We start from the raw sequence: 26563 nt of genomic DNA, 5'->3' as shown, positions 1-26563 counted from the left end.
ATTGATGCTTCTTCCTCCCGATACCTGGCTACCCCAGGCTCCCCTCGAACCCCTTCACCTCGACTGGCTCACCCACGCCGGCGTCGAAGTCGCCATCCTGCGTCTGGACCGGATCGATCCGCTGATCAGCGGCAACAAATGGTTCAAGCTCATCGAACACCTGAAGACCGCCGACCGCGCGGGGGCCGAAGGCATCATCAGTCTCGGTGGCGCGCACTCCAATCACCTCCACGCCCTGGCGGCGGCGGGCAAGCGTTTCGGCTTTGCCACCGTCGGCCTGTTGCGCGGGCATCCTCAGGAAACGCCGACCGTGAGGGATTTGCAGGCATTTGGCATGCAGTTGCACTGGCTGGGTTACGGCGGCTATCGGGCGCGACACGAGGCCGGTTTTTGGCAGCCATGGCAAACGCAGTATCCGACATTGCATCCGGTGCCTGAAGGTGGGGGCGGATTACCCGGCGCACGAGGGTGCATGCAGTTGCGGGCGCAGGTTTGTGCGCAACTGACTGGATTGGGCTGGAGTGATTACGACGGCTGGTGGCTGGCCTGCGGAACCGGCACGACCCTCGCGGGGCTGGTGCTGGCCGAAGCCGGTGATCATCCGGTTTACGGGGCGTTGGCGGTACCTGACGATCATGGGGTGGTGCAGCAGGTCGAGCGGATCGTGCAGGAGGCCGGAGTGGTCGATGCGGCGTATGAGCTGTTTGAGGCCAGTCGCGGCGGCTTCGCGAAGGTCGATCCGCTGCTGCTTGAGTTCATCGAAAAGACCGGGCAGGCCAGCGGCATACCCCTGGAACCGCTGTATACCGGCAAGGCGCTGCTGGCACTCAAGCAACAAGTCGAAGCGGGCCGATTCGCCCAAGGTACACGACTGGTCTTCATCCACACCGGCGGCTTGCAGGGGCGGCGAGGGTTTGATTCACAAGCCTGAAACGCACCGCAAATCAATGTGGGAGCGAGCTTGCTCGCGATGAGGGCATTGCATTCGGCACATTTGTCGACTGACACACCGCCATCGCGAGCAAGCTCGCTCCCACCTCTCGGGTTGCCGTCAAGTTCAGCTATCGCGGGTTTCGCCTTTGGGCATCATCCGCAGCAAGGTGTTATCGCCCACCACATAATGGTGATACAGCGCGGCCACGGCATGCAGGCCGATCAGCCAATAGCCGATAGTGCCGCCGAGCTCGTGCCAGTCCTGGAGTTGTTTGCCCAGCTCCTTGTTTTCCGCGATCGGCATCGGCAGGTCGAAACCGTAGAACATCACCTGGTTGCCTTTGGCGCTGGTGACCAGCCAGCCGAGAATCGGCGTGACGATCATGAAAATGTACAGCGCCCAGTGCATCAGCCTGGCCAGCGTCGTTTGCCACGGCGGCGAAGCGGGGAAGACCTGCGGCGCCGGGCCGAGACTGCGTGCGAACAATCGCAGCCAGACCAGGACGAATACGGTCAGGCCGAGCATGAAGTGTGATTCGACGATCAGCGTGCGCCCGCCACTGCCCTTGGGAAATAGCCCGCGAAACTCGATACAGGCGTAAACCAGCGCCAGCAGGACCAGCATCAACCAATGCAGCGTGATCGATACGGTGCTGTAGCGCGACTCGGAGTTTTTCCACGGCATACGGTGTTCCTCAGAGGTCCGGTTTAAAGCCACCGCTCTTGTCCGACGGTGTGCCTTAACTGTAATCCTGTTTCACCGGGTTTGCCTGAGGTGATCGATCGCTGTCAGGTAATTGATGTAGGGCTGCCGCAGGCTGCGATCTTTTGATTTTCGGCGGCATTGGGGACCGGAAAGTCAAAAGATCGCAGCCTGCGGCAGCTCCTACAAGGGCGGTGCGGTTTTTAGCTCGATTGCGGCATTTCGCCGTTGGCCAGGCGCTTGTTGATGTCGGCGATCACCTGCGGCAGATCGGTGATGGTGTCGATCATGTAGTGCGGGCGCGAATCTTCGAACATTGCATGGATGCGCTTGCGCTCGCTGTCCAGTTGGTCGCTGCCCAACGCACGATAACCTTCGTAATCCAGGCCCAGGGCGTTGCCCGAGCAGATCAGCGCCACGGTCCACATGCCGGCGCGGCGACCTTCGAGAATGCCTGGCACGGTGTCATCGATCTTCACGCACGCGGCGACATCGTCGATGCCCAGGGCGATGACGTTGGCCAGCGCCTGGGCCGGCCATGGGCGGCCATTCGGGACTTCGTCGGTGGCCACCACGTGATCGGCCACATAGCCGTTGGTGGCAGCCAGTTCGACCACCTTGTCCATGACCTGTTTCGGGTAACCGGAGCAGGAGCCGATCTTGATCCCTTGCTCGCGCAGGTTGGCGATGGTCTCCAGAGCGCCCGGAATCAGCGCCGAGTGTTCGGCGATTTTTTCGATCTGCAGCGGCATGAAACGCTGGTAAATCGCGGTGACGTCGTCGTCGGTCGGCGTGCGGCCGAAGACTTTGCGATAACGCTCGGCAACTTCCGGCAGATCGCACAGGGTGCGGATGTGGTCCCACTTGCCCATGCCCATCGGGCCACGGGCTTCTTCGATGGACACCTGGACGTCGAACTCGGCGAACGCCTCGACGAAAATCTGCGTCGGGGCGAAGGAGCCGAAGTCGACCACGGTGCCGGCCCAGTCGAGGATGGCGGCCTGGAGTTTGCTTGGGTTGGAGTAGTTCATGGTGATCTGAATCCTGTAATAACTGGCTATTTAGGAAAACTGTTCTTTGTGGGAGCGAGCCTGCTCGCGAAGGCGGTATATCTGCCGACATTTATGTTGAATGTCAGACTGCATTCGCGAGCAGGCTCGCTCCCACAGGGGATCGGGGTGAATCAGATCTCCAGCACTTCCATCTCGCGCAACACTTCGCCAATCGCGGCCACGGCTTGGCGCATCTCGTCCGGTTGCACATGCCCGATGCAACCGACGCGGAAGGTTTCGACCTGGGTCAGTTTGCCGGGGTAGAGGATGTAACCCTTGGCCTTGACCCGCTCGTAGAATTCCTTGAACTGGTAGCGAGGATCTTTCGGGGCGTGGAAGGTGGCGATGATGGGCGCCTGAATGGCCGCCGGCAGGAAGCTGCGCAACCCCAGGTTACCCATCTCTTCCATGAGTGCCTGGCAGTTGGCGGCGTAGCGTTCGTGCCGGGCCGGCAAGCCGCCTTCTTCGTTGTATTGCAGCAGGGCTTCGTGCAGCGCCGCGACCACGTGGGTCGGCGGGGTGAAGCGCCACTGGCCGGTCTTGGCCATGTAGGCGTGCTGGTCCTGCAGGTCCATCGCCAGCGAATGCGAGTTGCCGGCGGCGCTGGCCAGGGATTCTTTGCGAGCGAAGACAAAACCCATGCCCGGCACGCCTTCCAGGCATTTGCCCGAGGCGGCGATCAGGGCGTCGAACGGCACTTGTTGCGCGTCCACCGGCAAGGCACCGAAGGAACTCATGGCGTCGATGATCAGGCGCTTGCCGTGTCCCGCGACGACCTGGGCGATCTCCGGCAGCGGATTGAGGATGCCGGTGCTGGTTTCGCAGTGAATCAGGGCGACGTGGGTGATGCCGTCGTCGGCGCGCAGCAGGCGGTCGACGTCGGCGGCGGTGGTCGGTTCGTCTTCGGCGGTCTCGAAGGTGCTGAAGGAACGGCCCAGCACTTCGCAGATTTTCGCCAGGCGTTTGCCGTAGGCGCCGTTGATCAGTACCAGAACCTTGCCATCGCGAGGCACCAGGGTGCCGATCGCTGCCTCGACGGCGAAGGTACCACTGCCTTGCAAGGGCACGCAGTGGTGGGTGGCGGCGCCGTTGACGATCGCCAGCAATTGCTCGCAGAGGCTGGCGGTCAGTTGATTGAAGCGGTCATCCCATGAGCCCCAGTCGATCATCATCGCCTGACGGGTGCGGGCCGAAGTGGTCAACGGGCCGGGGGTGAGCAGGATGGGTTCGGCAGCACTCATTTTCGTGTCCTCGCAATCGATGGGGTGAAGCTACGGGGCTTAAATTGCAATTTGCCGTGCTATCAATCAAATTGTTTATTGTTATGCCAGCCATCAGTGAGGATTATTCATGAACCTGTTTCAGCTCCGCGCCTTCGATGCGGTGGCCCGGGAGGGCAGCTTTACCCGGGCGGCGGCGCGGCTGTTCATCAGCCAGCCGGCGGTCACCGGGCACATCAAGGCGCTGGAAGAGCACTATCAGATCACCCTGTTGCGCCGCACCGCCCGACGCGTGGAACTGACGGAGGAGGGCACCAAGTTGGCGGCGATCACCCGGGCGATGTTCGGCCTGGCCGAAGAGGCGCAGGTGATGCTCGAAGCCAACCGGCAATTGTTGACGGGGCGCCTGGAGGTGGCGGCGGACGGTCCGCACATGGTCATGCCGATGCTTGCCAGCCTGCGCGCGCGCTATCCGGGGATCACGGTGAACCTGCGCCTGGGCAACGCCCAGGAAACCCTGGCGGCGCTGCTGTCCGAACATGCCGACGTGGCGGTGCTGACCGAAGTCGAGCCACGCAAGGGCTTGCATCTGCAGGCGCTGAACGAATCACGGATTTGTGCGCTGGTGCCCGACGGGCACCCTTGGGCGCAGAAGACCAAAGGCGTGCAGCTCAAGGAACTGGACCAGGTGATCATGGTGCTGCGCGAACCGAGTTCGATTACCCGGCGCACCTTCGATGAGGCTTGCGCCCAGGCCAGGGTCAATCCGCGGGTGCTGCTGGAACTGGACAGCCGCGAAGCGGTGACCGAGGCGGTGGCCGCCGAACTGGGGGTAGGGGTGGTGTCGTCGGTGGAAGTCAGCCACGACCCGCGAGTGGCGGCGGTGCCGATCATTGGCGAGGGGTTGGAGAACCGGCACATGATCGGGTGCATGGAGCGGCGCCGGGATTTGCGGTTGATTCAGGCTTTTTTGGGTTTGGCGCCCACTCCGTAGGCAGGTCCGCCGCCATCGCTGGCAAGCCAGCTCCCACAGGGATTTATGCCAGTTCGCCGATTTTGTGTACGACTCAATACCTGTGGGAGCTGGCTTGCCAGCGATGGCTTCGGTCCTGCCTACACAAGACTCTCGCGAACCATCTCAAGAAACGTCGCCACGATTCGCCGCGAACTCTGCTCGCGCAAGCACACCAGCGTTTCAGTCAGCCGCCGTTTGCAATCGGTAATCGGCAATGAGCAAACCCGTGAGTCGGCGCCGAACTCGGCCGCCGACACCACGCCGATGCCAATCCCGACCACCACCGCTTCACGCGCCGCTTCCCGGCCTTCAACCTGGATCGCCGGACGAATGCGGAACCCGGCGCCGGCCATTTCCTCCTCCAGGGTCTGGCGCGTCACCGAACCGATTTCCCGCAGTACCAGCGGTGTGTCATCGAGGTCGGCGAGGGTGATGGATTCACGGTCGGCCCACGGATGATTGCGCGACACGAACGCCACCATCGGGTCATTGCGCAGGGGCAGGGAGATCAGGCGTTCGTCACTGACGTCACGGCCCAGCAACGCCAGGTCGGCCTGATAGTTGAACAGTCGAAACAGCGACTCATCGGTGTTGCCGGTTTCGATCTTCACGCTGATCCCGGGGTAGCGTTCGCAGAATCGGGCAATCTGCGGCAGCACGTGCACCGGCGCATCCACCGCCAGAATCAGGCTGCCGGTCTGCAGGGCCTGGGACTCCTGCAGCAGTTCCTGGGCTTCGGCTTCAATCACAAAAAGCCGCTGGGTAACGCTCAGCAGGCGTTCGCCCAGATCGGTCAGGCGCACCGAACGCTTGTTGCGGTGAAACAGCAAAACACCGTAGCGCTCTTCAAGTTTGCGCACTTGGTCGGAAATCGCCGGCTGCGTCAGAAATAGCCGCTCGGCGGCTTTGGTAAAGCTTCCATGTACCGCAACGGCATGGAACGCTTTGAGTTGGGCGTGGGAAACCGACATCGATATCTCCAGTAACAAGCAAAGCTTATTTTGGAAATACGATAAATCGATTTCACTTATTAAACAGTAATTGTTTTTATCACTCTCAGCCCCGCTGACCGGTCAGTCGAACCGCAGCGGGTGCCATGAGCCTGGGCGTGCGAAACAGGACTCATCTGACCGGTATCCGCCGTAGGGACGGGGCGATATCGCAGTGCTCAACAATAAAAAAACAGGCGTTTGCTTCCAATTCTGCCGGCACACTCACACCCTGAGGTCAGAACCACAATGAACAAGCACATCGGCACCATCAAGCGTTGGCGCGTGCAGATCTTCGCGATCACCTGGCTCGCCTACGCCGCTTTCTACTTCACGCGCAAAGCCTTCTCGGTGGCCAAACTCGGCATCGCCGAAGACCCGACCTTCATGCTCGACAAAATGGCCATGGCCAACCTCGATGCCATCTACCTGACGGCCTACGCCGTCGGCCAGTTCACCTGGGGCATCCTGGCCGACCGCTTCGGGCCGCGGGTGGTGGTGCTCGGCGGGTTGCTGATTTCCGCGGGTGCGGCGCTGGTGATGGGCAATTTCGCAACGTTACCGATTTTTGCTACCTGCATGCTGATACAAGGCCTGGCGCAGTCCACCGGCTGGTCGGGATTGTGCAAGAACCTGGGCAGTTTCTTTCCCTCCGAACAGCGCGGTCGGGTATTGGGCCTGTGGAGTTCCTGCTACGCCTTTGGCGGGCTCGTGGCCTCGCCGTTTGCCGGCTGGTGGGCGTATACGCTCATCGGCACCTGGCATGCGGCGTTCATTTCCAGTGCGGCGGTGGTTGGGCTGGTCGCCGTGCTGTTTTTTATTTTCCAGCGCAACAAACCTGAAGACGTCGGCTTGCCGGCAGTGGAGCCGGAGCCAGAGCTGACCGCTGAAGAAACCCTTGCCCAAAGCAAAATCAGTATCTGGGTGCCACTCAAGGAAATCCTGCGCAACCGCACGGTGCTGGTGCTGGGGCTGGCGTACTTCATGCTGAAACCGGCGCGCTACGCGATTCTGCTGTGGGGACCGGTGATCGTCTTCGAACAGATGCCTTCGGTGGGCAAGGTCGGTGCGGCGATCATTCCGACCTCGTTCGAACTGGCCGGGTTGCTCGGGCCGATCATGATCGGCCTGGCCTCGGACAAACTGTTCGGCGCCCGGCGCATGCCGGCTTGCGTACTCAGTCTGTTGGCACTCACCGTGACCCTGGCATTGTTCATGGGCGCCCTGCATACCGGCAGTGTAGTCCTGGTGGTGGCGCTCTTGTTCGTCATGGGCCTGACCCTCTACGGGCCGGACTCGATGATCAGCGGCGCGGCGGCGATCGATTTCGGCACGGCCAAGGCCGGTGCGACGGCGGCCGGGTTCGTCAACGGTTGCGGTTCCGTCGGGGCGGTGCTCGGCGGATTGCTGCCGGGTTACTTCGACTCGGTCACCGTGTTCATTGTCTTCGCCGGCTGCGCGCTGTTCTCGGCGCTGGTGCTGATCCCGCACTGGAACAGCCGCCCCAACGGCCTGAAAACCAACCATCCCTGCGTACCCAACCGGGCGATGAACATCAAACCCCTGCGTACCTGAATCCTGTCCCTCGCCGCCGATGTGTACATCGGCGGCGGTGACACCGGGCTGTGGACCGCGATCATGCTCATGGACGGTGGAGCAGCCAGTCGAACAGCAGGCGGGTATCGCCCCGGGGTTCACGGGACTGTGGGTTCAGAGGTCGTGGCCGAGGGCCCAGCGCCGTACAGAGCACCGGGCGATCCGGGTCACTGTCGAGGAAAATCACCTGTACCTCACTGCCCGCCACGGGCAAGCGGGAGGGATCGATCCAGTCTTCGGCGGTGGTCAGCGCCAAGGGCAACCACAGGCCGCTGGGCAACGACTCTGTGGCGGAATCTGTGGCGGGCCAGAGGTTCACCCGAATCCGGCCATCCTCGTCCACTGTCGGCGGCTGTCCGACCGGGCCGCACACTTGGCCGGGCTGATACCCGGGAATGCTCGGCCTGGGTTGTTTAAGCGCGGGCCTGAACACCGTCGACCAGGGGATGGCGCTGAATTGATTGCGGTAACCCAGGGCCATGCCCGCTGAGTCGTCGAGCAGAATTGATGGCTGCCCCCCCTGATGGCTTGTTTCGGTCACCAGCCATTGATCATTGAAACTCGCCAACGGATGCCCGGCCACCTGCACGATCCGTCCGCTGCGTAATGCGCCCAGGTTGCTTTGACCGTGGATCTGCAGGTGCCGGCACCGCAGGCGTTCCAGTTGTCGCCGGCTGAGCTGGTCGCGATGTTGTTGTTCGCGAGCGAGAACCGGTCTGGCCGTGGTGAACGAGTGATTGGCTGCGCCGTCGCTGATGTCCGCTGCACCAGGATTGCTCGCACCTGGGCGCACAGGGGGGAGCGAGGCATCATGGCGCTGGAACAGTTCGCTGATCACGGGTTCGTGATCGTCGACTGCGTCGCTGCGCAGCGACATGAGCAGTGGCTCCTGGGGGAAACTCAGGCTGTCATCGGCCAATACCAGCACATGGCCGTCGCGTTGATGCTCGAAGTGGTAGTGGATGCCTTCTTCCTCGCACAGTCGGTGCAACAACGCCAGATCGGTTTCTTCGTACTGAATGCAAAAAGGTCGCACGGGATAGTGCCCGGTTGCCAGTTCAAAGCGATAGCTGCTGGCGGGCAACCCATGTTCCTCGAGCAGTTGGTGCAGGATCATGGGCACGCTGGCGCGCTGGAAAACCCGTCGGCGGCGTCGCTGCTCCAGCGCCTGGAGACGGGACACCAGCACCAGTTTGTAAGCGACCCGGTGTGCGCTTCGATGTTCACACCCGGCGCTGTGCAGCACGCCATGTATGCCTTGGTCGTGGCCAAACTCGAGAAACGCCGGCTGGTGCAGCAATCGCTCAAGGTTCAGGGCCGGTGCCAGCCCGATAACCTCGATGTCGAATCGATAGGGCTGGTTGAGTGCGTCATGACCGCTGAACCGGACCACCTGGAAACTCAGGTCGTCATCGAGAAGCGTCAGGGTGGTGGGACTTTCCTTGTCGTTGTGCATCTAACACGCTACCGCCGTGAAGTAGGGTGCAAAGCGTACGAAACCCCGGCGCATTGCGGGCACGGTAAAGCGACATTTCCGAATCGCCCTACAACCGCTGGTGAAGATGTCGATGCCAGTCGGGATTTTTTGGTCGATTGCCAACTTTAGGCCGTATAAACTTGTGCAAAGCGTCGGCCAATAGATGTCTCGGCGCCACAGATGCCACAGATAAGAGAGTGAGAAATGGGCGCACAGTGGAAGGTTAAACACAAAGAAGCGGCAGCCAATGCCAAGGGCAAGATCTTCGGCAAACTGGTGAAGGAAATCACCATCGCTGCGCGCAACGGCGCTGATACTGCTACCAACGCACACTTGCGTCTGGTGGTTGAACAGGCCAAGAAAGCTTCGATGCCCAAGGAAACACTGGATCGCGCCATCAAGAAGGGCGCGGGCCTCTTGGGCGAGACCGTGCAGTACCATCGCGTGACTTATGAAGGGTTCGCCCCGCATCAGGTGCCGTTGATCGTCGAGTGCGTGACCGACAACATCAACCGCACCGTTGCCGAGATCCGCGTGGCGTTCCGCAAGGGCCAACTGGGCGCTTCCGGTTCGGTAGCCTGGGACTTCAACCATGTCGGCATGATCGAAGCGTCGCCGGACACCCCGGACGCCGACCCGGAAATGGCCGCCATCGAAGCCGGTGCGCAGGATTTCGAACCGGGTGAAGAGGGTGCAACCCTGTTCCTGACCGAACCGACCGACCTCGACGCGGTACAGAAAGCCCTGCCGGAACAAGGCTTCACCGTGCTGTCGGCCAAACTGGGCTACCAGCCGAAAAACCCGGTCAGCGGCCTGAGCGACGAGCAGATGGCGGAAGTGGAAGCCTTCCTCGAAGGCCTCGATAACCATGACGACGTGCAGGACATGTTTGTCGGGTTGGCGGGTTAAGTCTTTGTGTCAATGACGGTTCTGTTGTCTGTCAGACCGTCATCGCGAGCAAGCTCGCTCCCACAGGTTTAGCGCTGTCCCTGTGGGAGCGGGCTTGCTCGCGAATGACCGCGCAGCGGTCACAGATTTTTCAGTTGCTCCACGACTTCGCTAAACCCCGGCCGCGCCAGCACCTGCGGCTGACAGCAACGCCGCTCCAGATCTTCCAGCACCCCACGCCGATCATCGCTCAACCCCGAGTCGATCCGCGCCAGCAACTCCCCCAGCAACACCCCAAACGCCCGCACCTCGATCCGCTGCAAGGCACGGCTTTCAAGGCTGTCGGAAATCCCGTGGAACGAGGCCGCGCCAAAGTCCCCCAGCAAGCAATCTCCCTGCTCATTCCACAGGATATTGTGCCCGTAGAGGTCGCCGTGGGTGATGCCATGGCTGTGCAGGTGTTCGGCCACCGAGGCAATGCCCGAGGCAATGCGCAGCGCCACGGTCGCACTGAAGCGCAAGTCGTCGGGGTAGATGTCACGGCTGCACGACGCCAGGCTCGGCAGTCCGGCGAGGTTGCGGTAACACGGTGCGATCAGTTGCATCACCAGCCCGGCGGTTTGCTGCGGGTGATCGATAATCCGCCCTTCGACGCGGATCAGGTTCGGGTGCAGGCCGGCGGTGATGCAGGCGTTCATCTCGTGCAGCGGTGAACCATCGCTGGTCATTTCGCCCTTGTAGAGCTTCACCGCAACGGCCATGGGCGGCTGGTCAGCCGGTTGCCAGACGGCCTGATGAATCACCCCGGACGCCCCTTCGCCGAGCTTTTTTTCCAGGCGCAATGCCGACCAGTCAATGCACGGTGTCGCGTCGAGGGCCGCGGCGTCGGCTTCGGTTTCCAGCGGGTTACCGGCGTATGCCAGCCAGGTCAGGCTCGGCAATTCCAGCAACCATTGCGGCAACTCGGTCAACTGGTTGGCGGCGATGCGGATCAGCTCCAGCCGATGGCACTGACGCAACGACTCCGGCAGCGCGTGCAATCGGTTGCCGGCGAGCATGAGCTTTTGCAGATATGGGCGCTCTCCCAACTCACTCGGCAGCGTCTCGATGCAGTTGTCGGTCAGGATCAGCCAGCGCAGCAGCGGGGGCAGTGCCGCAGCGGGCACATGGGCGATGCGGTTGGCCTTGAAGCCGATCATCGTCAGTGCGGTGCATTGGCCCAGGCAGGCCGGCAACTCGGTGAAGCGGTTATCGGAGCAGAACAGCACGCGCAGACGGTTCAGGCGATGCAAGTCATCCGGCAGGGCGCTCAAGGCATTACCGCTGAGGTTGAGTACTTCCAGCGAGTCCGCCAGATCGAAAATTTCCCGAGGGAATTCCGTGAGGTCGTCGACCAGATCCAGCCGCGTGATGCCTGACAACTCGCCGGCACGCAATTGAGCAAGGGTATGCATGAACAGATTCGCCATTAGCCAAGGGGAGGACGCGTGGCCCTGGAAAGGGGCGACATGATAGCGGGAAAGATGTGGCGCCTGTCAGGCCGCTTTCGCGAGCAGGCTCGCTCCCACATTGGATCACTCCCGCCCGGGCAATTCGGTCAACTGTGGGAGCGAGCCTGCTCGCGAAGGGGTCAGTCAATGCAACAAAAAGATATCGATCAAACTGGCTCGCTGACTTCAACCAGTTGCCCCAGTCGACTGCGGGTGCGTGCCAGGTCAATGGCGTCACCGTCCAGGCTTTCGCGCAAGGCGTGCTGCCCGAGCAGCGTCAAGTGCTTGTCCTGATCGTAGAGCACGTCGATGAGGTTGATGAAACGTTGCTGGGCGGCAATCGAGCACTCACCGAGCGGCGGCAGGTCATCGATGATCCAGCGGTCGAAATGGCGACACAGCTCCAGGTAGTCCATCACGGCCGTGGGTTGGTCGCACAGGTCGGCGAAGGTAAAACCGATGCTGCGCCCTTCGCACAGGCGTGCCTGGAAATGCCGGGTGCCCACTGGCAAGCAAACAGGTGGGAGCTCACGATCCGGCAGATTCAATGAACGCCGCTGCACCGCGCTGGCCGGCCACACATAACGGCCTTGGGTGAACAGCTGTTGCGCGTGGCTGCGGACCTGGCTGCGATAATCGTGCGGCCCGCCGACTTCCATTACCTGCATGCGCGCATTGATCAAGTCGATCACCGGTTTGAAGCGGGCGTGGTACAGCGGATTGGGCAACAGGCCTGCGGGCGGGTAGTTGGAGGTGACCAGCAACAGGATGCCACGCTGGAACAGTGCCTTGAACAAGCGGGTGATGAGCATCGCATCGCCGATGTCGTGCACATGGAACTCATCGAAACACAGCACCCTGCAATCGCTGAGCAGGGCATCCAGGGTGATCGCCAGGGCGTCGGGATGATCGCGATGCTCGAACATGCCCTGGTGCAGTTGGGCGAAAAACTGATGGAAGTGCAGGCGTTGTTTTTGCGCAAGGGGAACGGCGCGGAAAAAACCGTCGAGCAGCCAGCTCTTGCCGCGCCCTACGGCGCCATGCAGGTAAAGGCCCGGAAGGGTTTGCGTCGAAGTGCCCATCAACAGACAAGCATGTCGGGCCATACAGTCGATCACGCGTTGCTGGCTGTGACTGAGGGTGTAGCCCCGGGAATGGGCCTGGTGACGAAAGTAGTCGTGGATAACCTCGCTTGCCTCGGCGCTGCCGGCAGCCGGTGCCTTACCGAGAAGGCGACGCAACGATTGCCAGCGCGATTTGATTCGCGAACGATTGGGCGGTGAAACGGCCACTGAGATGTCACCTCTGGTGTGCGGGCAGGCTCCCCGAGCTGCGGCGGCATAGTGTAACCAGATGAGGGAATTTGCCTCCAGCTGTGTCGGAATATTCCGAGCCACCGTAACCGGGTTCTAAGGGAGCACCGCAAACCCTGTGGGAGCGAGCTTGCTCCCACAGAGGGGGATCAGAACTGAGTGGTCTGCTTGAGCATCTGCGCTGCCGCTGTGTCCGCCGGGCTGACCATCGCATAGTTGTAGCCACCACCCGACCAGTACTCGGCCTGCAGGTCTCCATCGCTACGGCTGCCACGGGGCAGCAGGAAGTTTTTCGGTCCTGGCGGGCGCACATAGAAACTGATTTTCTGCCCGCCCTGATTCTCGTAGACCACCATCGCTGCCGGGCCTTGCTCGGTACTCAGCAAACGCCCGCTGGCCGGCTTGAACCCGGCACCCGAGAGGTCGGGCAGGCGATTGGCCCGGGTGAAGTAGCGGTCGAGCCAACCTTGCATGTCACCGTCGTCGCCGGCCTTGTAATCCGCGGGCAGGATGCCTTGCTGGGCAATCAGGCGATACGCCTGCAGGGCATCGGTCATTGGAAGCTGGGGGCTCGCGAGTGTCATCTCCCGCGCTTGCCAACCGCTGAAACCGCCGACGCTGACCGCGATGAGCAATACCGCGGCGCTGGCCAGGTGTCGACGGGATTGGCGTTTGAGGCGCTGGCGTATCACCGCCGGATCCAGGTTCGGGTTCGACGGTTGTTGGAAGGCGCCACTCAAGACCGCGCGCAGTGTCTGCGCATCCTGCTGCCAGGCGCGCACTTGCGCCGCCACCTGCGGGTTGCTGGCCAGGAAAGTCTCCACCAGGCGCCGGTCGGCGTCGCTCAGTTGGTGGTCGACGTAGGCGTGCAGGTCTCGCTCGCTGGGGGGCATGCTGATCATTTGAGTCTCCGCAGGGATGGGCGGTTGATTTCGCCATCGCTGAGTTGGCGCAGGGCCTGGCGAGCCCGGGACAGGCGGGACATCACGGTGCCGGTGGGGACGTCGAGAATCTCGGCGACCTCTTTGTAACTCAAGCCTTCTACCGAGACCCAGAGCAGCAGCGCGCGTTGTTCGGTGGGCAGTTGATCGAAGGCATTGAGGGTCGATTGGGCAATGACCGTGCGCTCCACCGAGGGCTGGGCATCGTCACGCCCGGTAAAAAAGTCGAGCATGCGCGCGTAGCGCCGGGAGCGGCGGTGCGCATCGAGAAACTGCCGATACAGAATCGAGAACAGCCAGGCGCGCAAGTCGCCCTCGGCGCGTTTGCCAGCCCACCTCGACAGCGCCCGCTCCAGGCTCGCCTGCACCAGGTCGTCAGCGCTGCTCGGGTTGCGCGTCAGCGATACGGCGAACCGTCGCAATCCGGGAATGATTTCTCTGAGTTGTTCGTCGATATCGTTCATGAAGTCCTGACTAGTCACTACGCTGGACAATGGACCAGGAAGACGCTCGGTATTCGAGGTTATTCCACGTCAGAAAAAATAAATACCGCGCGTGGGAATAAACCTGTGTGCGGTTCGTCTGCTTGATTCTTCTCACTTGTGGCCGATGGCCCTGGAGTCTTTCATGGTAGATCGATCATCACCGCCCACCCGGCCACCCTTGAGTGCAGGGAGCCTGACGTTGCGTCTGGCTGGCATTGCCGTGGTCGTTGCCGCACTGGCCGGGGCATTTGCCTACGTCAACGGCACCTTCGACCCACAACGCCTGACCCCGAAGAAACTGATCAACGTGCTGGAAACCAACAACGGCGTGCACCCGGGTTTCCGCCGCAACCATTCCAAAGGCGTGTGTGTGATCGGACATTTCGAAAGCAGCGGTGAGGCGCGCAGCTATTCCACCGCTCAGGTGTTCAATGAGGCGCAGACGCCGGTGGTCGGGCGTTTCGCCTTGCCGGCCGGTAACCCCTACGCGCCGGACAGTGCCGTGCCGATCCGCAGCATGGCCTTGCGCTTCACTCAGGCCAACGGCCAGCAGTGGCGCACCGGGATGAACAGCATGCCGGTGTTCCCGGTGGGCACGCCCGAGGCGTTCTATCAATTGCAAAAAGCCCAGTCGCCAGATCCGGCCACCGGCAAGCCGGACCCGAAGGCGGTGCCCGCATTCTTTGCTTCGCACCCGGAAGCGGCGCCCTTCCTGGCCTGGATCAAAACCGCCAAGCCGTCGGCCAGTTACGTGACCGAAAACTACAACAGCGTCAATGCGTTCTATCTGGTCAACGCGGCGGGTCAGCGCCAGGCTGTGCGCTGGAACATGGTGCCCCTGGCCCAGGACGCACCAGGGGCCACGGCAGCTGAGGGCAGTGATTTCCTGGAGAAAGACCTGGTCCAGCGAATCGCCGCAGGTCCGTTGCGCTGGCAACTGAACATCACCCTGGCTAACCCCGGCGATCCGGTGAACGACGCCAGCAAGGCCTGGCCCGAAGGACGCAAGGTGTTGAACGCTGGCACTCTGGTGCTTGAAAAGACTCAGCCGCAACTCAACGGCGAATGCCGTGACATCAATTACGATCCACTGGTGTTGCCTGCCGGGATCGAAGGTTCCGACGACCCGTTGCTCGCCGCCCGTTCAGCCGGTTACGCCAATTCCTACCTGCGTCGCACCAGCGAAGTCAGCCAGTTGCCCGCCGCCAAGCAGGAGGTCCAGCAATGAGCACCCAACCGAACCACTTCGCCCCGCTGGCGCGCCTGCTGCACTGGCTGATGGCGCTGATGATCATCGCCATGCTGTTTATCGGTGCCGGCATGGTCGCCTCGGTGTCCGAGCGGCATGAATGGCTGATCCATTTGCACAAACCCTTGGGGGTCGCGATTTTGCTGTTGGTGATTGTGCGTCTGGTGGTGCGTTTCTCTACCACGCAGCCTCCGCTGCCAGCGGACCTGCCGGGTTGGCAAGCGCTGGCGGCCAAGGCTTCGCACGTCTTGTTGTATGCACTGATGCTGGTCTTGCCGCTGCTGGGCTGGGCGATGATTTCGGCGTCGGGCGAACCGGTGATGCTCAGCAGTTCGTTGCAGCTGCCGTCGATTGTGTCGGCGAATGCGCAGCTGTTTGCGTTTTTGCGCAAGGCGCACGGGTATCTGGCGTACCTGCTGTTTCTGACCGTGTTGCTGCATCTGGCGGCGGCGTTGTTTCACGGTTGGGTGCGGCGTGATGAGGTGCTGGACAGTATGTTGCGGGGTAAGGATCGCGGTTAATCACCGCCTGAAAAAGATCGCAGCCTGCGGCAGCTCCTACAGAGGTACGCCGATTCCTGTAGGAGCTGCCGCAGGCTCGGGCCGCGTTCGGACGATCTTTTGATCTTGAAGGGTGATCAGCGCAAGGTATCGACCATATCGGCGAGCGTGGTTAGCACATCCTTGCCCAACTGCTTCGACCGCTTGCCCGACCAGCCCGTCAACGGATTCGGATGGTCGTCATGATCCTTGAACGGCATTTCCAGGGTCAGCGACAGGCAGTCGTACTTCTGGCCGACGCTGTTGCAGGCCAGCGTCATGTTGGCCTGGCCCGGTTCGTCGCGGGTATAGCCGTACTTGGTCTGGAAGTCCTTGGTGGTGTGCTTCAGATGACTGCGGAAGTGCTCCTCGAGCTTTTCGATCCGTGGCGTGTAGCCTGGATTGCCTTCGCAGCCGGCGGTGAACACGTGAGGGATTTCCTCGTCACCATGGACGTCGAGAAACATATCGACGCCGTACTTTTCCATCTGCTGCTGAACGAACAGGACCTCCGGGCTGATTTCCTGGCTGGCGCTCTGCCAGGCACGATTGAGGTCCTGGCCCATGGCGTTGGTGCGCAGGTGGCCGTGGAAGGCACCATCCGGGTTCATGTTCGGCACCAGGTACAGGTCGGCGCTGGCCAGCAGTTTGTTCAGCACAGGGTCGTCGTGTTTTTCCAGGCGTTCGATCACGCCTTCCATGAACCACTCGGCCATGTGCTCGCCCGGATGCTGCTGGGCAATCATCCACACCTTGCGTCGACCTTCGGCCCCGGTGCCTTTGCGCAACAACTGGATGTCACGGCCTTCGACGCTTTTGCCGGTGGCCAGCAGTTCGGTACCGGCCTTGCTCAGCGCCTGCTCGATCAGCCAGTCGTGACGGCCACGGCTGTAGGGTTCGAAGTAGGCGAACCAGGCGTGGGTCTGCTCGGCTTCGAGGCTGAAACGCAGGCAATCGCCTTCGAAAATGGTGGGTACGCGGAACCAGTTGACGTGATCGTAGGAGGCCACCGCCTGATAGCCGGTCCAGGCCTTGTTATAGGAGGACTGGCTGGCATTGTTCAGGCGAAACCAGTGCTCCTGGCCGACATGCAGGCCGCTGGCCTTGAAGTGGAACCACTGGAAATGGGCACTGCGGGTGTCCGGGCGAATGGCCAGAAGCGGTTTGAGCGGATCGCTGATGTCGATGACTTGGATGTTGCCGCTGTCGAAGTTGGCACTGATGTCGAAAGAGGATTTGGCCACGGTCATAATCGGGTCCTGAATATGATTTTTATCGCGGCTACTTTACACGCAAGAGAGGGGTGAAACCGAGGGAAATTGCGGGTTGCAGGGGTGGGGGCGTCCTCCTTGACGCCGACGCAGCTTAGAAGCTATGCGATTGATTCTCAAGTGCTATCTGTCGCTGGTTTGAACCAATGATGCCGGGCTTCTCTTGCCAACTGGAATTCTTTTGATATCATCCGCGCCATCGAATTTGCGGCACCCAAAGACTTCATTAGCCTGAAGCCAAAGCCAGAAAAAACTGGCAAAAAAAAGACCCGGCAAAAAGCCGGGTCAAAAACCGTGATTAGCCTGATGAGGAGATAGTCCAGGAGACCGACCTAAGGTCACCTGGTTCATCGACTGATCTCGCGACCAGTTGATGCAATAATAATCATTCTCGTTTACGGGTCAAGCGTTTTTATCTGCGCGACAGGAAAATTCTTTCCTGTCCTCTCGATTTGCCTTCTCACCTCAAGCATTTTCATACTTTTCCAGCGAGCGATCGACCATCGCCTTGGCCATGTCGATCATGTGCACCGTCGAAAACGCCAGGTCACGGTTTACGCCTTGCAGGTGACTGGCTGATTCGTACGCAGTGGCGGCAGCACAGCGCAACAGGTCCAAAGCATGGACCAGCGCCTCTTCGCCGCTGATGTTGCGGTTCACATCAAAAAAACGCGACTCGGCCACTTCCTCCGAAACGGCAGGTTTCAAGTAATAGTCCAGCGCGCGTTGTGCCGCCGCCGAGTCCAGGGATGAGGTGAGGGTAGTGTCGATTTGCACGTCCGGCAGATCATTGGCGGGTGGGTTCATGGCGATGGCAAGCTCCGTGTTAGATTCAGATCCGTGATTCGATCCTAATACGAACTGTATTTGTGACGAGGATTTAAATACTACAATTTGTGTTTTGATGGTCGGAGTCGCCCACGTATCGTGCCGCACATGGATAAATGGATTGAATTGGTCAAGGCCAAAATGAGTGAACTCAAAATCACTCAAGAGATACTCGCCGAGCGCCTCGGGATGTCCCAGGGCGGCATTGGCCACTGGCTCAACAAACGTCGTGAGCCGGGCATCGAAGACATGAACCGTGTGTTGCAGGCGCTGGGCCTCGAGTTTCTCGAAGTGGCGCTGGTGATCCGGGAACCGCAGGCATCAACGGACGACGAAGTCCCCCTGGCCCACAAGTACAACCCGTACTTTCGCTACCCGATCAGTGACTGGCACGAGCCTGCCGAAGTGCGCGACGGCGAGGTCCCGGTGTACGGCAAGGAGCGCTATGAACTGTCCGATTACCACGCCCGGGGGCCGGCATTCTGGTTGAGAGTGGCAGGCGATGCGATGACCGCACCCAATGGCATCAGCATCCCGGAAGGCATGTTGATTCTGGTGGACCCGGCCGTGGAAGCCGTGCCTGGCAAACTGGTCATTGCCCAGTGGCCGGACAGCGCCGAAGCCACGTTTCGCAAGCTGATCGAAGAGGGCGGTCAGCGTTATCTGGTCCCGCTCAATCCGACGTATCCGAAAGCCTTGTACGCCGACGAATGTCGAATCATCGGCGTGGTGGTTCAGGCAACAGCCAGGTTCTGATCAGATCGGTCCTGGCAATGCGTAGGACCGATCTTCATTTCACGCTTCTTCCAGTTCGACCAGCGCACTGCCTTCACTGACCATCTCGCCTTCCTGGCAATACAGCGCCTTGATCACCCCGGCATGGGGGGCGCGAATGCTGTGCTCCATTTTCATCGCTTCAAGTACCACCAACTGCGCCCCGGCCTCGACCGATTGCCCGGCCTCCACCAGCACGCGGACGATGCTGCCGTTCATCGGTGCGGTCAGCCCGCCCTGATGGCTGTGGCTGGCCTCGACGGCGCTGATCGGGTCGTAGGCCTCGATGCGGTGCAATTCGCCATCCCACTGCAAATACACATGCTCGCCACGGCGTATCGCGCGGTGTTGACGGCGCACGCCAGCCTGCTCGGTCAACAGATGCTCCCCCTTGAGTCGGGCGCTGTGGGCATTGATATCGCCCAGCGTCAGCGCGCGGTCCTGGCCTTCACAACTCAAGTGCAGAGTGATTTCTCTCGGCAAACCGGCACGCAGACCAGAAGGCGCCGCCCACGGTGAACTCGGGTCATCGGCACGGGTTGCGTGCGGCTGGCTCTGGGCAAATGCCTGGGCGGCGGCTTGCCAGAACTCATCGCCGAGTTCCGCTGGCGCCGGCAGCAACTGTTCCTGATAGCGCGGAATGAAGCCGGTATCGAGTTCGGCAGCGGCGAACGCTGGATGACCGATGATGCGCCGCAGGAAATTGATGTTGGTCTTCAACCCGCCGATGGCGAACTCGTCGAGCATGCTCAGCAAGCGCAACCGTGCCTGTTCACGATCCTCGCCCCAGGCAATCAGCTTGCCGAGCATCGGGTCGTAGAACGGCGAGATCTCATCGCCTTCTTCAACGCCGCTGTCCACCCGGCGCCCAGGCCCCGGGGTGGATTCGCGATACAACTCCAGGCGACCGGTCGCCGGCAGGAAATCATTGCCCGGATCTTCGGCGTACAGCCGCACTTCGATCGCGTGGCCCACCAGCGGCACCTGATCCTGAGTCATCGGCAACGCTTCGCCGCGCGCCACACGAATCTGCCAGGCTACCAGGTCGAGACCGGTGATGGCTTCGGTGACCGGGTGTTCGACTTGCAGGCGGGTGTTCATCTCCATGAAGAAGAATTCGCCGCGGGCATCCAGCAAAAACTCAACGGTGCCGGCACCGACGTAGCCGATGGCCTGCGCCGAGCGCACAGCCGCTTCACCCATGGCGCGCCGCAGTTCCGGACTCAGGCCCGGTGCCGGGGCTTCTTCGACGACCTTCTGGTGCCGGCGCTGAATCGAGCAGTCACGCTCATTGAGGTACAGGCAGTTGCCGTGTTGGTCGGCGAACACCTGGATTTCCACGTGACGTGGCTTGAGCAGGTATTTCTCCACCAGCATCCGCGAATCGCCGAACGACGATTGCGCCTCGCGCTGGGCCGAGGCCAGGGCTTCGGCCAGTTGGCTGACGTCCTCGACCACTTTCATGCCCTTACCGCCGCCGCCCGCGGTGGCCTTGAGCAGCACCGGGTAGCCGATGCGTTCGCAGGCGGCGCGGAAGGTTTCCAGGTCCTGGGCTTCGCCGTGATAACCAGGCACCAGTGGCACGCCGGCGGTTTCCATCAGGGCTTTGGCCGCGGACTTGCTGCCCATGGCGTCGATGGCCGAGGCCGGTGGGCCGAGGAAAATCAGACCGGCGTTTTCGATGGCGCGGGCGAATCCGGCGTTCTCCGACAGAAAACCATAGCCGGGGTGAATCGCCTGGGCGCCGCTGGCCTTGGCGGCGGCGATCAGTTTGTCGATCTGCAGATAACTGTCGGCGGCTTTGCTGCCACCCAGGTCAACGCGAATGTCGGCTTCGCGGCTGTGCCGGGCGTCACGGTCGGTGGCACTGTGCACGGCCACGGTCGTCAGGCCCAGGGCCTTGGCGGTGCGCATCACCCGGCAAGCGATTTCGCCACGGTTGGCCACCAGCAGGGTGGTGAGGACAGGTGCGCTCATCAACGGGGCTCCTTGGTGGTTTCGGCTTGCCAGCTCGGCGGACGTTTTTGCAGGAAGGCACGCAGGCCTTCCTGCCCTTCGGGGCTGACGCGGATGCGGGCGATGGCGTTTTCGGTGTAGCGGCGCAATGCCGGGGTCAATGAGCCGTCGCCGACTTCGCGCAACAGATCCTTGCTGGCGCGCATCGCGGCCGGGCTGTTGAGCAGCAGGTTGTCGATCCACTGCTCGACTTTCTGCTCCAGCTCGGCACTGGCATAGCTCTCCGACAACAGGCCGATTTCCCGTGCCCGTTGTCCGCCAAAGCGCTCGGCCGTCAGGGCATAACGCCGGGTCGCGCGCTCGCCGATGGCTTGCACCACGAATGGGCTGATCACCGCGGGTGCCAGGCCGATGCGCACTTCCGACAGGCAGAACTGCGCGTCATCGGCACCGATGGCCATGTCACAGCAACTGATCAGGCCCAGCGCTCCGCCGAAGGCTGCGCCTTGCACCACAGCCAGGGTCGGCACTTTCAGTTTGGCCAGGTTGTACATCAATTCCGCCAGTTCCCGGGCGTCATCGAGGTTGGTGGCGTAATCGAGTTCGGCCGATTGCTGCATCCAGGCAAGGTCGGCGCCGGCGCTGAAATGCTTGCCACGGCCGCGCAGGATCAGGAAACGCAGGCTGGCATCGCTCGCGACTTTGTCGAGGGCGATGATCAGTTCGCGGATCATTTCGGCGTTGAAGGCGTTGTTCTTTTCTTCACGGCTGAGCCAGAGAGTCGCAAAACCCCTTGGATCGCTCAGCAGTTCGAGGGTGTTGAAGTCGCTCATAGTGTCCGTCTCCACGGCTCTTGTGTAGGAGCGAGCTTGCTCGCGATGGGCTACAGGGCGGCGCGCTTTTCCAGAAAACACGCGTTATCGTTAACGTCCATCGCGAGCAAGCTCGCTCCTACAACAAAAAAATCACATCCGGAACACACCGAAGCGGCTCGGTTCGATTGGCGCGTTCAACGACGCGGACAAGGCCAGGGCCAGTACGTCACGGGTCTGGGCCGGATCGATGACACCGTCGTCCCACAGGCGCGCGCTGGAATAGTAGGGGTGACCCTGCTCTTCGTACTGGTCGAGGATCGGTTGCTTGATCTCGGCTTCCTGCTCGGCACTGAAACCATGGCCGCTGCGTTCGGCCTGTTCGCGCTTGACCTGCACCAGCACACCGGCCGCCTGTTCGGCGCCCATCACACCGATGCGTGCGTTTGGCCACATCCACAAGAAGCGCGGATCGTAGGCGCGACCGCACATGCCGTAGTTGCCGGCACCGAAGCTGCCGCCGATGATCACCGTGAACTTCGGCACCTTGGCGCAAGCCACCGCCGTCACCAGTTTCGCGCCGTGCTTGGCAATACCGCCGGCTTCGTATTTCTGGCCGACCATGAAGCCGGTGATGTTTTGCAGGAACAACAACGGAATGCCGCGCTGGCACGCCAGTTCAATGAAGTGCGCGCCTTTCTGCGCCGCTTCGGCGAAAAGAATGCCGTTATTGGCGAGGATAGCGATCGGGTAACCGTGCAGGTAAGCAAAACCGCAGACCAGCGTGGTCCCGAACAGCGCCTTGAACTCGTCGAACACCGACCCGTCCACCAGACGCGCGATGACTTCACGCACGTCGAACGGCTGCTTGGCATCGGCCGGCACCACGCCGTACAACTCGTCGCTGCTGTAGAGCGGGGCGATCGGCGTGCGTTGCTGAACCTCGCCTTGCTTGCGCCAGTTGAGGTTGGCCACGCTGCGGCGCGCCAGCGCCAGCGCGTGTTCATCGCTCTCGGCGTAGTGGTCGGCCACCCCGGAAATCTTGCAGTGCACATCGGCCCCGCCGAGGTCTTCGGCGCTGACCACTTCACCGGTCGCGGCCTTCACCAGCGGCGGGCCGGCGAGGAAGATCGTCGCTTGCTCGCGGACCATGATCGCTTCGTCGGCCATCGCTGGCACGTAGGCGCCACCAGCGGTGCAGGAACCCATGACCACGGCAATCTGCGGAATGCCCATGGCGCTCATGTTGGCCTGGTTGAAGAAGATCCGGCCGAAGTGCTCACGGTCGGGGAACACTTCATCCTGGCGCGGCAGGTTGGCGCCGCCGGAGTCCACCAGGTAGATGCACGGCAGACGGTTCTGCTGGGCAATGGTCTGGGCGCGCAGGTGCTTTTTCACGGTCAGCGGGTAATACGAGCCACCTTTTACCGTGGCGTCGTTGGCGACGATCATGCATTCGACGCCTTCCACACGACCGATCCCGGCAATCACGCCCGCAGCGGGGACGTCTTCGCCATACACCTCATACGCCGCCAGTTGGCTGATTTCCAGAAACGGCGAACCCGGATCGAGCAAACGGTTGATGCGCTCGCGAGGCAGCAGTTTGCCCCGCGAGGTGTGGCGTTCCTGAGCCTTCGGGCCGCCACCTTGCGCCACTTGGGCGAGCAGGGTGTGCAACGCGTCGACCTGCTTGAGCATCGCCGCACTGTTGGTGGCGAACTCCGCTGAACGAGGGTTGAGCTGGGTATGCAGAATCATGGCTTACTCCGTAAGCAGCTTTAAGCGGCAAGCTTCAAGCTGCAAGAGGAACGCTTCTGCTTGTCGCTTGAAGCTTGCCGCTTGCAGCTGACGAAATTCATTTCGTCTCGTTAAACAGTTCGCGACCGATCAGCATGCGACGGATCTCACTGGTACCGGCGCCGATTTCGTACAGCTTGGCGTCACGCAACAGACGGCCGGCCGGGAATTCATTGATGTAGCCGTTGCCACCGAGAATCTGGATCGCGTCGAGGGCCATTTGCGTGGCGCGTTCGGCGCTGTAGAGGATCACGCCGGCGGCGTCCTTGCGCGTGGTTTCGCCGCGCTCGCAAGCCTGGGCCACGGCGTACAGGTAGGCGCGGCTGGCGTTGAGCTGGGTGTACATGTCGGCGACCTTGCCCTGGATCAGCTGGAATTCGCCGATGCTTTGGCCGAACTGCTTGCGGTCGTGGATGTACGGCACGATCAGGTCCATGCACGCCTGCATGATGCCGGTCGGGCCACCTGAAAGGACGACGCGCTCGTAGTCGAGGCCGCTCATCAGCACTTTCACGCCGCCGTTGAGTACGCCGAGGATGTTTTCTTCCGGCACTTCGACGTCATCGAAGAACAGCTCGCAGGTGTTCGAACCGCGCATGCCGAGCTTGTCGAACTTGTTGCTGCGGCTGAAGCCTTTCCAGTCGCGCTCGACGATGAACGCGGTGATGCCGTGGGGGCCCTTTTCCAGGTCGGTCTTGGCATAGATCACGTAGGTGTTGGCGTCCGGACCGTTGGTGATCCAGGTCTTGCTGCCGTTGAGCACATAGTGGTCGCCACGCTTGTCGGCGCGCAGTTTCATCGAGACCACGTCGGAACCGGCATTCGGCTCACTCATGGCCAGCGCGCCGATGTGCTCGCCGCTGATCAGCTTCGGCAGGTATTTGGATTTCTGTTCATGGTTGCCGTTGCGGTTGATCTGGTTGACGCAGAGGTTGGAGTGAGCGCCATAGGACAGGGCCACCGAGGCCGAGCCACGGCTGATTTCTTCCATCGCGACCACGTGGGCCAGGTAACCCAGGCCAGCGCCGCCGTACTCTTCCGGCACGGTAATGCCCAGCAGGCCCATGTCGCCGAATTTGCGCCACAGGTCGGCGGGGAACAGGTTGTCGATGTCGATCTGAGCGGCGCGCGGGGCGATCTCCTTGGCGACAAAGGACTGAACCTGATCGCGCAGCATGTCGATGGTTTCACCGAGGGCAAAGTTCAGGGATGGATAGCTCATGGGGCACCTTTTGGCTTTTTTGTCGGGTGGGGAGGGCCGTGATTCGGTTCTCACCTTTACGTTAACGTAAGCCTGTGACGAATGGCTGTCAATCACCCTTTACGTTAACGTCAACTTGAGCGAGAGTAGAGCCAGTTCAAGATAGAACGCGGACCCATCCTGTGGGGCCGCCGGTAGCCCATAAATAAAGACAATAGGGGTCGTCATGGATCAACCCAGTGCAAGCCCGCAACGCAGTTACACCCGTGGTTCCCAGGACAAAGCCTTGCTGGCGATGACCATCGGCCAGGCGTTTGACAACACGGTCGCGCAGTACCCGGACGGGGAGGCGCTGGTGGTGCGCCATCAACAGCTGCGTTACACCTGGCGACAGTTGGCCGAGGCTGCGGACCTGCACGCCAGGGCACTTCTGGCGCTGGGGCTGCAAGCCGGGGACCGCCTTGGTATCTGGGCGCCGAACTGTGCGCAGTGGTGCATCAGCCAGATTGCCACCGCGAAAATCGGCGTGATCCTGGTCAATATCAATCCGGCGTATCGCAGTTCCGAGCTCGAATACGTACTCAAGCAATCCGGCTGCCAATGGCTGGTGTGCGCCGGCGCCTTCAAGACGTCGAACTATCACGCGATGCTGCAAGGCCTGGTGCCCGAGCTGGCCGAGCAATCCATCGGCAAACTGCAGAGCGAGCGATTGCCGCAGTTGCGTGGCGTTGTCAGCCTGGATGCCCAACCACCGTCGGGGTTCCTGCCATGGTCGCAACTGGCCGATCTGGCGGACAGCGTGACAGTCGAGCAACTGCATGAGCGCCAGAACAGCCTGCATTTCGATCAGCCGGTGAATATCCAGTACACCTCTGGCACCACCGGTTTCCCCAAGGGCGCGACCCTCAGTCACTACAACATTCTCAACAACGGTTACATGGTCGGCGAAAGCCTGGGCCTGACGGCGACCGATCGCCTGGTGATCCCGGTGCCCTTGTATCACTGCTTCGGCATGGTCATGGGCAACCTCGGCTGCATCACCCATGGCAGCACGATGATCTATCCGAACGACGCGTTCGATCCGTTGCTGACCCTCGGCACTGTGGCTGACGAAAAAGCCACGGCTCTGTACGGCGTGCCGACCATGTTCATCGCCATGCTCGATCAACCTCAACGTGCCGAATTCGATCTGTCGAGCCTGCGCACCGGGATCATGGCAGGCGCGACCTGTCCTATCGAAGTGATGCGCCGGGTCATCAGCGACCTGCACATGAGTGAAGTGCAGATTGCCTACGGCATGACGGAAACCAGTCCGGTGTCATTGCAGACCGGTCCTGCAGACGATCTGGAATTGCGCGTGACCACCGTCGGCCGCACCCAGCCGCAGCTTGAAAGCAAGATCATCGACGAAGCGGGCAACCTGGTGCCACGGGGTACCATCGGTGAGCTGTGTACTCGTGGTTACAGCGTGATGCTGGGTTACTGGAACAACCCCGAAGGCACCGCGGAAGCCATCGATCAGGCAGGCTGGATGCACACCGGTGATCTGGCGAGCATGAACGATGAGGGGTACGTGTGTATTGCCGGGCGCAACAAGGACATGATCATCCGTGGCGGTGAGAATATTTACCCGCGGGAGCTGGAAGAGTTTTTCTTCACGCATCCGGCCGTTGCGGATGTTCAGGTGATCGGCATTCCATGCTCGCGCTACGGCGAGGAGATCGTCGCCTGGATCAAGTTCCACCCCGGCCACAGCGCTACCGAACAAGAGCTGCAAGCCTGGTGCAAGGAGCGCATCGCGCACTTCAAGACGCCGCGTTACTTCAAGTTCGTGGAAGAGTTTCCGATGACGGTGACCGGCAAGATCCAGAAATTCCGGATGCGCGAGATCAGTATCGAGGAGCTCAAAGCGAAGCTGTAGGAGCTGCCGAAGGCTGCGATCTTTTGATTTTCAAGAGATCGCAGGCTGCGCCAGCTCCTACAGATGTATGTGGGAAACCTGAATGCCAGACAGCACAAAGGGGAGCCGAAGCT

23 protein-coding genes are annotated in these 26563 nt (G+C 61.4%); 8 read left to right on the top strand and 15 right to left on the bottom strand.

Going from position 1 to position 26563, the window contains the following annotated elements; translation table 11 throughout:
• The first annotated feature begins 4 nt into the window (after nt 1-4).
• On the top strand, nt 5-931 hold the full coding sequence (locus KW838_RS04930) for a 1-aminocyclopropane-1-carboxylate deaminase/D-cysteine desulfhydrase (protein ID WP_218500626.1): 927 nt from the start codon (nt 5-7) through the stop codon (nt 929-931).
• A gap of 126 nt (nt 932-1057) precedes the next feature.
• Here KW838_RS04930 and KW838_RS04925 read toward each other — a convergent pair whose 3' ends face one another.
• The 3 genes from KW838_RS04925 to KW838_RS04915 all read right to left on the bottom strand — a co-directional run bounded on the left by KW838_RS04925 (nt 1058) and on the right by KW838_RS04915 (nt 3929).
• On the bottom strand, nt 1058-1618 hold the full coding sequence (locus KW838_RS04925; protein WP_218500568.1) for a cytochrome b: 561 nt from the start codon (nt 1616-1618) through the stop codon (nt 1058-1060).
• 221 nt (nt 1619-1839) lie between these two features.
• A complete protein-coding gene (phnX, locus tag KW838_RS04920; protein ID WP_007976965.1) occupies nt 1840-2667 on the bottom strand; it encodes a phosphonoacetaldehyde hydrolase in 828 nt (275 codons plus the stop codon).
• A 152-nt stretch (nt 2668-2819) separates the two neighbouring features.
• Entirely contained in the window at nt 2820-3929 is a 1110-nt protein-coding gene (locus tag KW838_RS04915; protein WP_218500567.1) for a 2-aminoethylphosphonate--pyruvate transaminase, read from the bottom strand.
• A gap of 109 nt (nt 3930-4038) precedes the next feature.
• Between KW838_RS04915 and KW838_RS04910 the strand changes: the two genes are divergently transcribed.
• A complete protein-coding gene (locus KW838_RS04910; RefSeq protein WP_218500566.1) occupies nt 4039-4902 on the top strand; it encodes a LysR substrate-binding domain-containing protein in 864 nt (287 codons plus the stop codon).
• Nucleotides 4903-5021: 119 nt separating this feature from the next.
• On the opposite strand, the gene KW838_RS04905 is transcribed toward KW838_RS04910, so the two are convergent.
• Nucleotides 5022-5894 carry a LysR family transcriptional regulator gene (locus tag KW838_RS04905; protein ID WP_102700640.1) on the bottom strand — a complete coding sequence of 291 codons (873 nt, stop codon included), beginning with the start codon at nt 5892-5894 and terminating at the stop codon, nt 5022-5024.
• A 267-nt stretch (nt 5895-6161) separates the two neighbouring features.
• Here KW838_RS04905 and KW838_RS04900 point away from each other — a divergent pair, with 267 nt between their 5' ends.
• A complete protein-coding gene (locus tag KW838_RS04900) occupies nt 6162-7487 on the top strand; it encodes an MFS transporter (protein WP_218500565.1) in 1326 nt (441 codons plus the stop codon).
• Nucleotides 7488-7554: 67 nt separating this feature from the next.
• On the opposite strand, the gene KW838_RS04895 is transcribed toward KW838_RS04900, so the two are convergent.
• Nucleotides 7555-8964, bottom strand: a complete 1410-nt coding sequence (locus KW838_RS04895) for a type VI secretion system Vgr family protein (RefSeq protein WP_218500564.1) — start codon at nt 8962-8964, stop codon at nt 7555-7557.
• A gap of 225 nt (nt 8965-9189) precedes the next feature.
• Between KW838_RS04895 and KW838_RS04890 the strand changes: the two genes are divergently transcribed.
• Complete coding sequence (locus KW838_RS04890; RefSeq protein WP_056854673.1) at nt 9190-9894, top strand: YebC/PmpR family DNA-binding transcriptional regulator; 705 nt, start codon at nt 9190-9192, stop codon at nt 9892-9894.
• A gap of 119 nt (nt 9895-10013) precedes the next feature.
• On the opposite strand, the gene KW838_RS04885 is transcribed toward KW838_RS04890, so the two are convergent.
• The 4 genes from KW838_RS04885 to KW838_RS04870 form a co-directional block, all read right to left on the bottom strand.
• Nucleotides 10014-11327 (bottom strand): leucine-rich repeat-containing protein kinase family protein, encoded by a 1314-nt coding sequence (locus KW838_RS04885; RefSeq protein ID WP_218500563.1) that lies wholly within the window; start codon nt 11325-11327, stop codon nt 10014-10016.
• A 203-nt stretch (nt 11328-11530) separates the two neighbouring features.
• A complete protein-coding gene (zapE, locus tag KW838_RS04880) occupies nt 11531-12655 on the bottom strand; it encodes a cell division protein ZapE (protein ID WP_218500562.1) in 1125 nt (374 codons plus the stop codon).
• Between the two features lie 170 nt (nt 12656-12825).
• A complete protein-coding gene (locus KW838_RS04875; protein WP_218500561.1) occupies nt 12826-13578 on the bottom strand; it encodes an anti-sigma factor in 753 nt (250 codons plus the stop codon).
• Nucleotides 13575-14081 (bottom strand): sigma-70 family RNA polymerase sigma factor, encoded by a 507-nt coding sequence (locus KW838_RS04870; RefSeq protein ID WP_102700646.1) that lies wholly within the window; start codon nt 14079-14081, stop codon nt 13575-13577. The genes KW838_RS04875 and KW838_RS04870 overlap by 4 nt, the downstream gene beginning before the upstream one ends.
• Nucleotides 14082-14244: 163 nt before the next feature.
• Between KW838_RS04870 and KW838_RS04865 the strand changes: the two genes are divergently transcribed.
• Together KW838_RS04865 and KW838_RS04860 are read left to right on the top strand one after the other, a co-directional pair.
• Nucleotides 14245-15330 (top strand): catalase family peroxidase, encoded by a 1086-nt coding sequence (locus tag KW838_RS04865; RefSeq protein ID WP_218500560.1) that lies wholly within the window; start codon nt 14245-14247, stop codon nt 15328-15330.
• Complete coding sequence (locus tag KW838_RS04860) at nt 15327-15872, top strand: cytochrome b (protein WP_007976988.1); 546 nt, start codon at nt 15327-15329, stop codon at nt 15870-15872. The genes KW838_RS04865 and KW838_RS04860 overlap by 4 nt, the downstream gene beginning before the upstream one ends.
• A 116-nt stretch (nt 15873-15988) precedes the next feature.
• Here the strand turns inward: KW838_RS04860 and KW838_RS04855 are convergent, their stop codons facing one another.
• Nucleotides 15989-17140, bottom strand: coding sequence for a M14-type cytosolic carboxypeptidase (locus tag KW838_RS04855; protein WP_102700648.1), 1152 nt, complete (start codon nt 17138-17140; stop codon nt 15989-15991).
• 486 nt (nt 17141-17626) lie between these two features.
• Nucleotides 17627-17968: a DUF6124 family protein gene (locus KW838_RS04850; protein ID WP_007981011.1), complete on the bottom strand. Its 342-nt coding sequence runs from the start codon at nt 17966-17968 to the stop codon at nt 17627-17629.
• A 129-nt stretch (nt 17969-18097) separates the two neighbouring features.
• On the opposite strand from KW838_RS04850, the gene KW838_RS04845 reads away from it, so the two are divergent.
• A complete protein-coding gene (locus KW838_RS04845; RefSeq protein WP_102700649.1) occupies nt 18098-18745 on the top strand; it encodes a LexA family transcriptional regulator in 648 nt (215 codons plus the stop codon).
• 39 nt (nt 18746-18784) lie between these two features.
• Here the strand turns inward: KW838_RS04845 and KW838_RS04840 are convergent, their stop codons facing one another.
• The 4 genes from KW838_RS04840 to KW838_RS04825 form a co-directional block, all read right to left on the bottom strand.
• Nucleotides 18785-20740 (bottom strand): acetyl/propionyl/methylcrotonyl-CoA carboxylase subunit alpha, encoded by a 1956-nt coding sequence (locus tag KW838_RS04840; RefSeq protein ID WP_218500559.1) that lies wholly within the window; start codon nt 20738-20740, stop codon nt 18785-18787.
• Nucleotides 20740-21552 (bottom strand): gamma-carboxygeranoyl-CoA hydratase, encoded by an 813-nt coding sequence (locus KW838_RS04835; protein ID WP_102700651.1) that lies wholly within the window; start codon nt 21550-21552, stop codon nt 20740-20742. The genes KW838_RS04840 and KW838_RS04835 overlap by 1 nt, the downstream gene beginning before the upstream one ends.
• A 132-nt stretch (nt 21553-21684) precedes the next feature.
• Nucleotides 21685-23289 (bottom strand): carboxyl transferase domain-containing protein, encoded by a 1605-nt coding sequence (locus tag KW838_RS04830; RefSeq protein ID WP_102700652.1) that lies wholly within the window; start codon nt 23287-23289, stop codon nt 21685-21687.
• Between the two features lie 97 nt (nt 23290-23386).
• Nucleotides 23387-24550, bottom strand: coding sequence for an isovaleryl-CoA dehydrogenase (locus tag KW838_RS04825; protein ID WP_102674656.1), 1164 nt, complete (start codon nt 24548-24550; stop codon nt 23387-23389).
• 205 nt (nt 24551-24755) lie between these two features.
• On the opposite strand from KW838_RS04825, the gene KW838_RS04820 reads away from it, so the two are divergent.
• Nucleotides 24756-26450 (top strand): AMP-binding protein, encoded by a 1695-nt coding sequence (locus tag KW838_RS04820; protein ID WP_218500558.1) that lies wholly within the window; start codon nt 24756-24758, stop codon nt 26448-26450.
• Nucleotides 26451-26563: the final 113 nt, after the last annotated feature.

The sequence above is a fragment of the Pseudomonas sp. PDM27 genome (genome assembly GCF_019219205.1).
In the GTDB taxonomy this organism is placed as follows: domain Bacteria; phylum Pseudomonadota; class Gammaproteobacteria; order Pseudomonadales; family Pseudomonadaceae; genus Aquipseudomonas; species Aquipseudomonas laurylsulfatiphila.
This window is presented reverse-complemented; position numbering and strand designations above follow the sequence as displayed.

What these genes read in the sequence shown, in the direction of transcription:
- KW838_RS04835 (WP_102700651.1), bottom strand. Translation starts at nt 21,552, where the DNA reads ATGAGCGACTTCAACACCCTCGAACTGCTGAGCGATCCAAGGGGTTTT.
- KW838_RS04850 (WP_007981011.1), bottom strand. Translation starts at nt 17,968, where the DNA reads ATGAACCCACCCGCCAATGATCTGCCGGACGTGCAAATCGACACTACC.
- KW838_RS04890 (WP_056854673.1), top strand. Translation starts at nt 9,190, where the DNA reads ATGGGCGCACAGTGGAAGGTTAAACACAAAGAAGCGGCAGCCAATGCC.
- KW838_RS04845 (WP_102700649.1), top strand. Translation starts at nt 18,098, where the DNA reads ATGGATAAATGGATTGAATTGGTCAAGGCCAAAATGAGTGAACTCAAA.
- KW838_RS04830 (WP_102700652.1), bottom strand. Translation starts at nt 23,289, where the DNA reads ATGATTCTGCATACCCAGCTCAACCCTCGTTCAGCGGAGTTCGCCACC.
- KW838_RS04820 (WP_218500558.1), top strand. Translation starts at nt 24,756, where the DNA reads ATGGATCAACCCAGTGCAAGCCCGCAACGCAGTTACACCCGTGGTTCC.
- KW838_RS04915 (WP_218500567.1), bottom strand. Translation starts at nt 3,929, where the DNA reads ATGAGTGCTGCCGAACCCATCCTGCTCACCCCCGGCCCGTTGACCACT.
- KW838_RS04930 (WP_218500626.1), top strand. Translation starts at nt 5, where the DNA reads ATGCTTCTTCCTCCCGATACCTGGCTACCCCAGGCTCCCCTCGAACCC.
- KW838_RS04905 (WP_102700640.1), bottom strand. Translation starts at nt 5,894, where the DNA reads ATGTCGGTTTCCCACGCCCAACTCAAAGCGTTCCATGCCGTTGCGGTA.
- KW838_RS04875 (WP_218500561.1), bottom strand. Translation starts at nt 13,578, where the DNA reads ATGATCAGCATGCCCCCCAGCGAGCGAGACCTGCACGCCTACGTCGAC.
- KW838_RS04855 (WP_102700648.1), bottom strand. Translation starts at nt 17,140, where the DNA reads ATGACCGTGGCCAAATCCTCTTTCGACATCAGTGCCAACTTCGACAGC.
- KW838_RS04865 (WP_218500560.1), top strand. Translation starts at nt 14,245, where the DNA reads ATGGTAGATCGATCATCACCGCCCACCCGGCCACCCTTGAGTGCAGGG.
- KW838_RS04885 (WP_218500563.1), bottom strand. Translation starts at nt 11,327, where the DNA reads ATGCATACCCTTGCTCAATTGCGTGCCGGCGAGTTGTCAGGCATCACG.
- KW838_RS04900 (WP_218500565.1), top strand. Translation starts at nt 6,162, where the DNA reads ATGAACAAGCACATCGGCACCATCAAGCGTTGGCGCGTGCAGATCTTC.
- KW838_RS04910 (WP_218500566.1), top strand. Translation starts at nt 4,039, where the DNA reads ATGAACCTGTTTCAGCTCCGCGCCTTCGATGCGGTGGCCCGGGAGGGC.
- phnX (WP_007976965.1), bottom strand. Translation starts at nt 2,667, where the DNA reads ATGAACTACTCCAACCCAAGCAAACTCCAGGCCGCCATCCTCGACTGG.
- KW838_RS04895 (WP_218500564.1), bottom strand. Translation starts at nt 8,964, where the DNA reads ATGCACAACGACAAGGAAAGTCCCACCACCCTGACGCTTCTCGATGAC.
- KW838_RS04825 (WP_102674656.1), bottom strand. Translation starts at nt 24,550, where the DNA reads ATGAGCTATCCATCCCTGAACTTTGCCCTCGGTGAAACCATCGACATG.
- KW838_RS04840 (WP_218500559.1), bottom strand. Translation starts at nt 20,740, where the DNA reads ATGAGCGCACCTGTCCTCACCACCCTGCTGGTGGCCAACCGTGGCGAA.
- KW838_RS04860 (WP_007976988.1), top strand. Translation starts at nt 15,327, where the DNA reads ATGAGCACCCAACCGAACCACTTCGCCCCGCTGGCGCGCCTGCTGCAC.
- KW838_RS04925 (WP_218500568.1), bottom strand. Translation starts at nt 1,618, where the DNA reads ATGCCGTGGAAAAACTCCGAGTCGCGCTACAGCACCGTATCGATCACG.
- KW838_RS04870 (WP_102700646.1), bottom strand. Translation starts at nt 14,081, where the DNA reads ATGAACGATATCGACGAACAACTCAGAGAAATCATTCCCGGATTGCGA.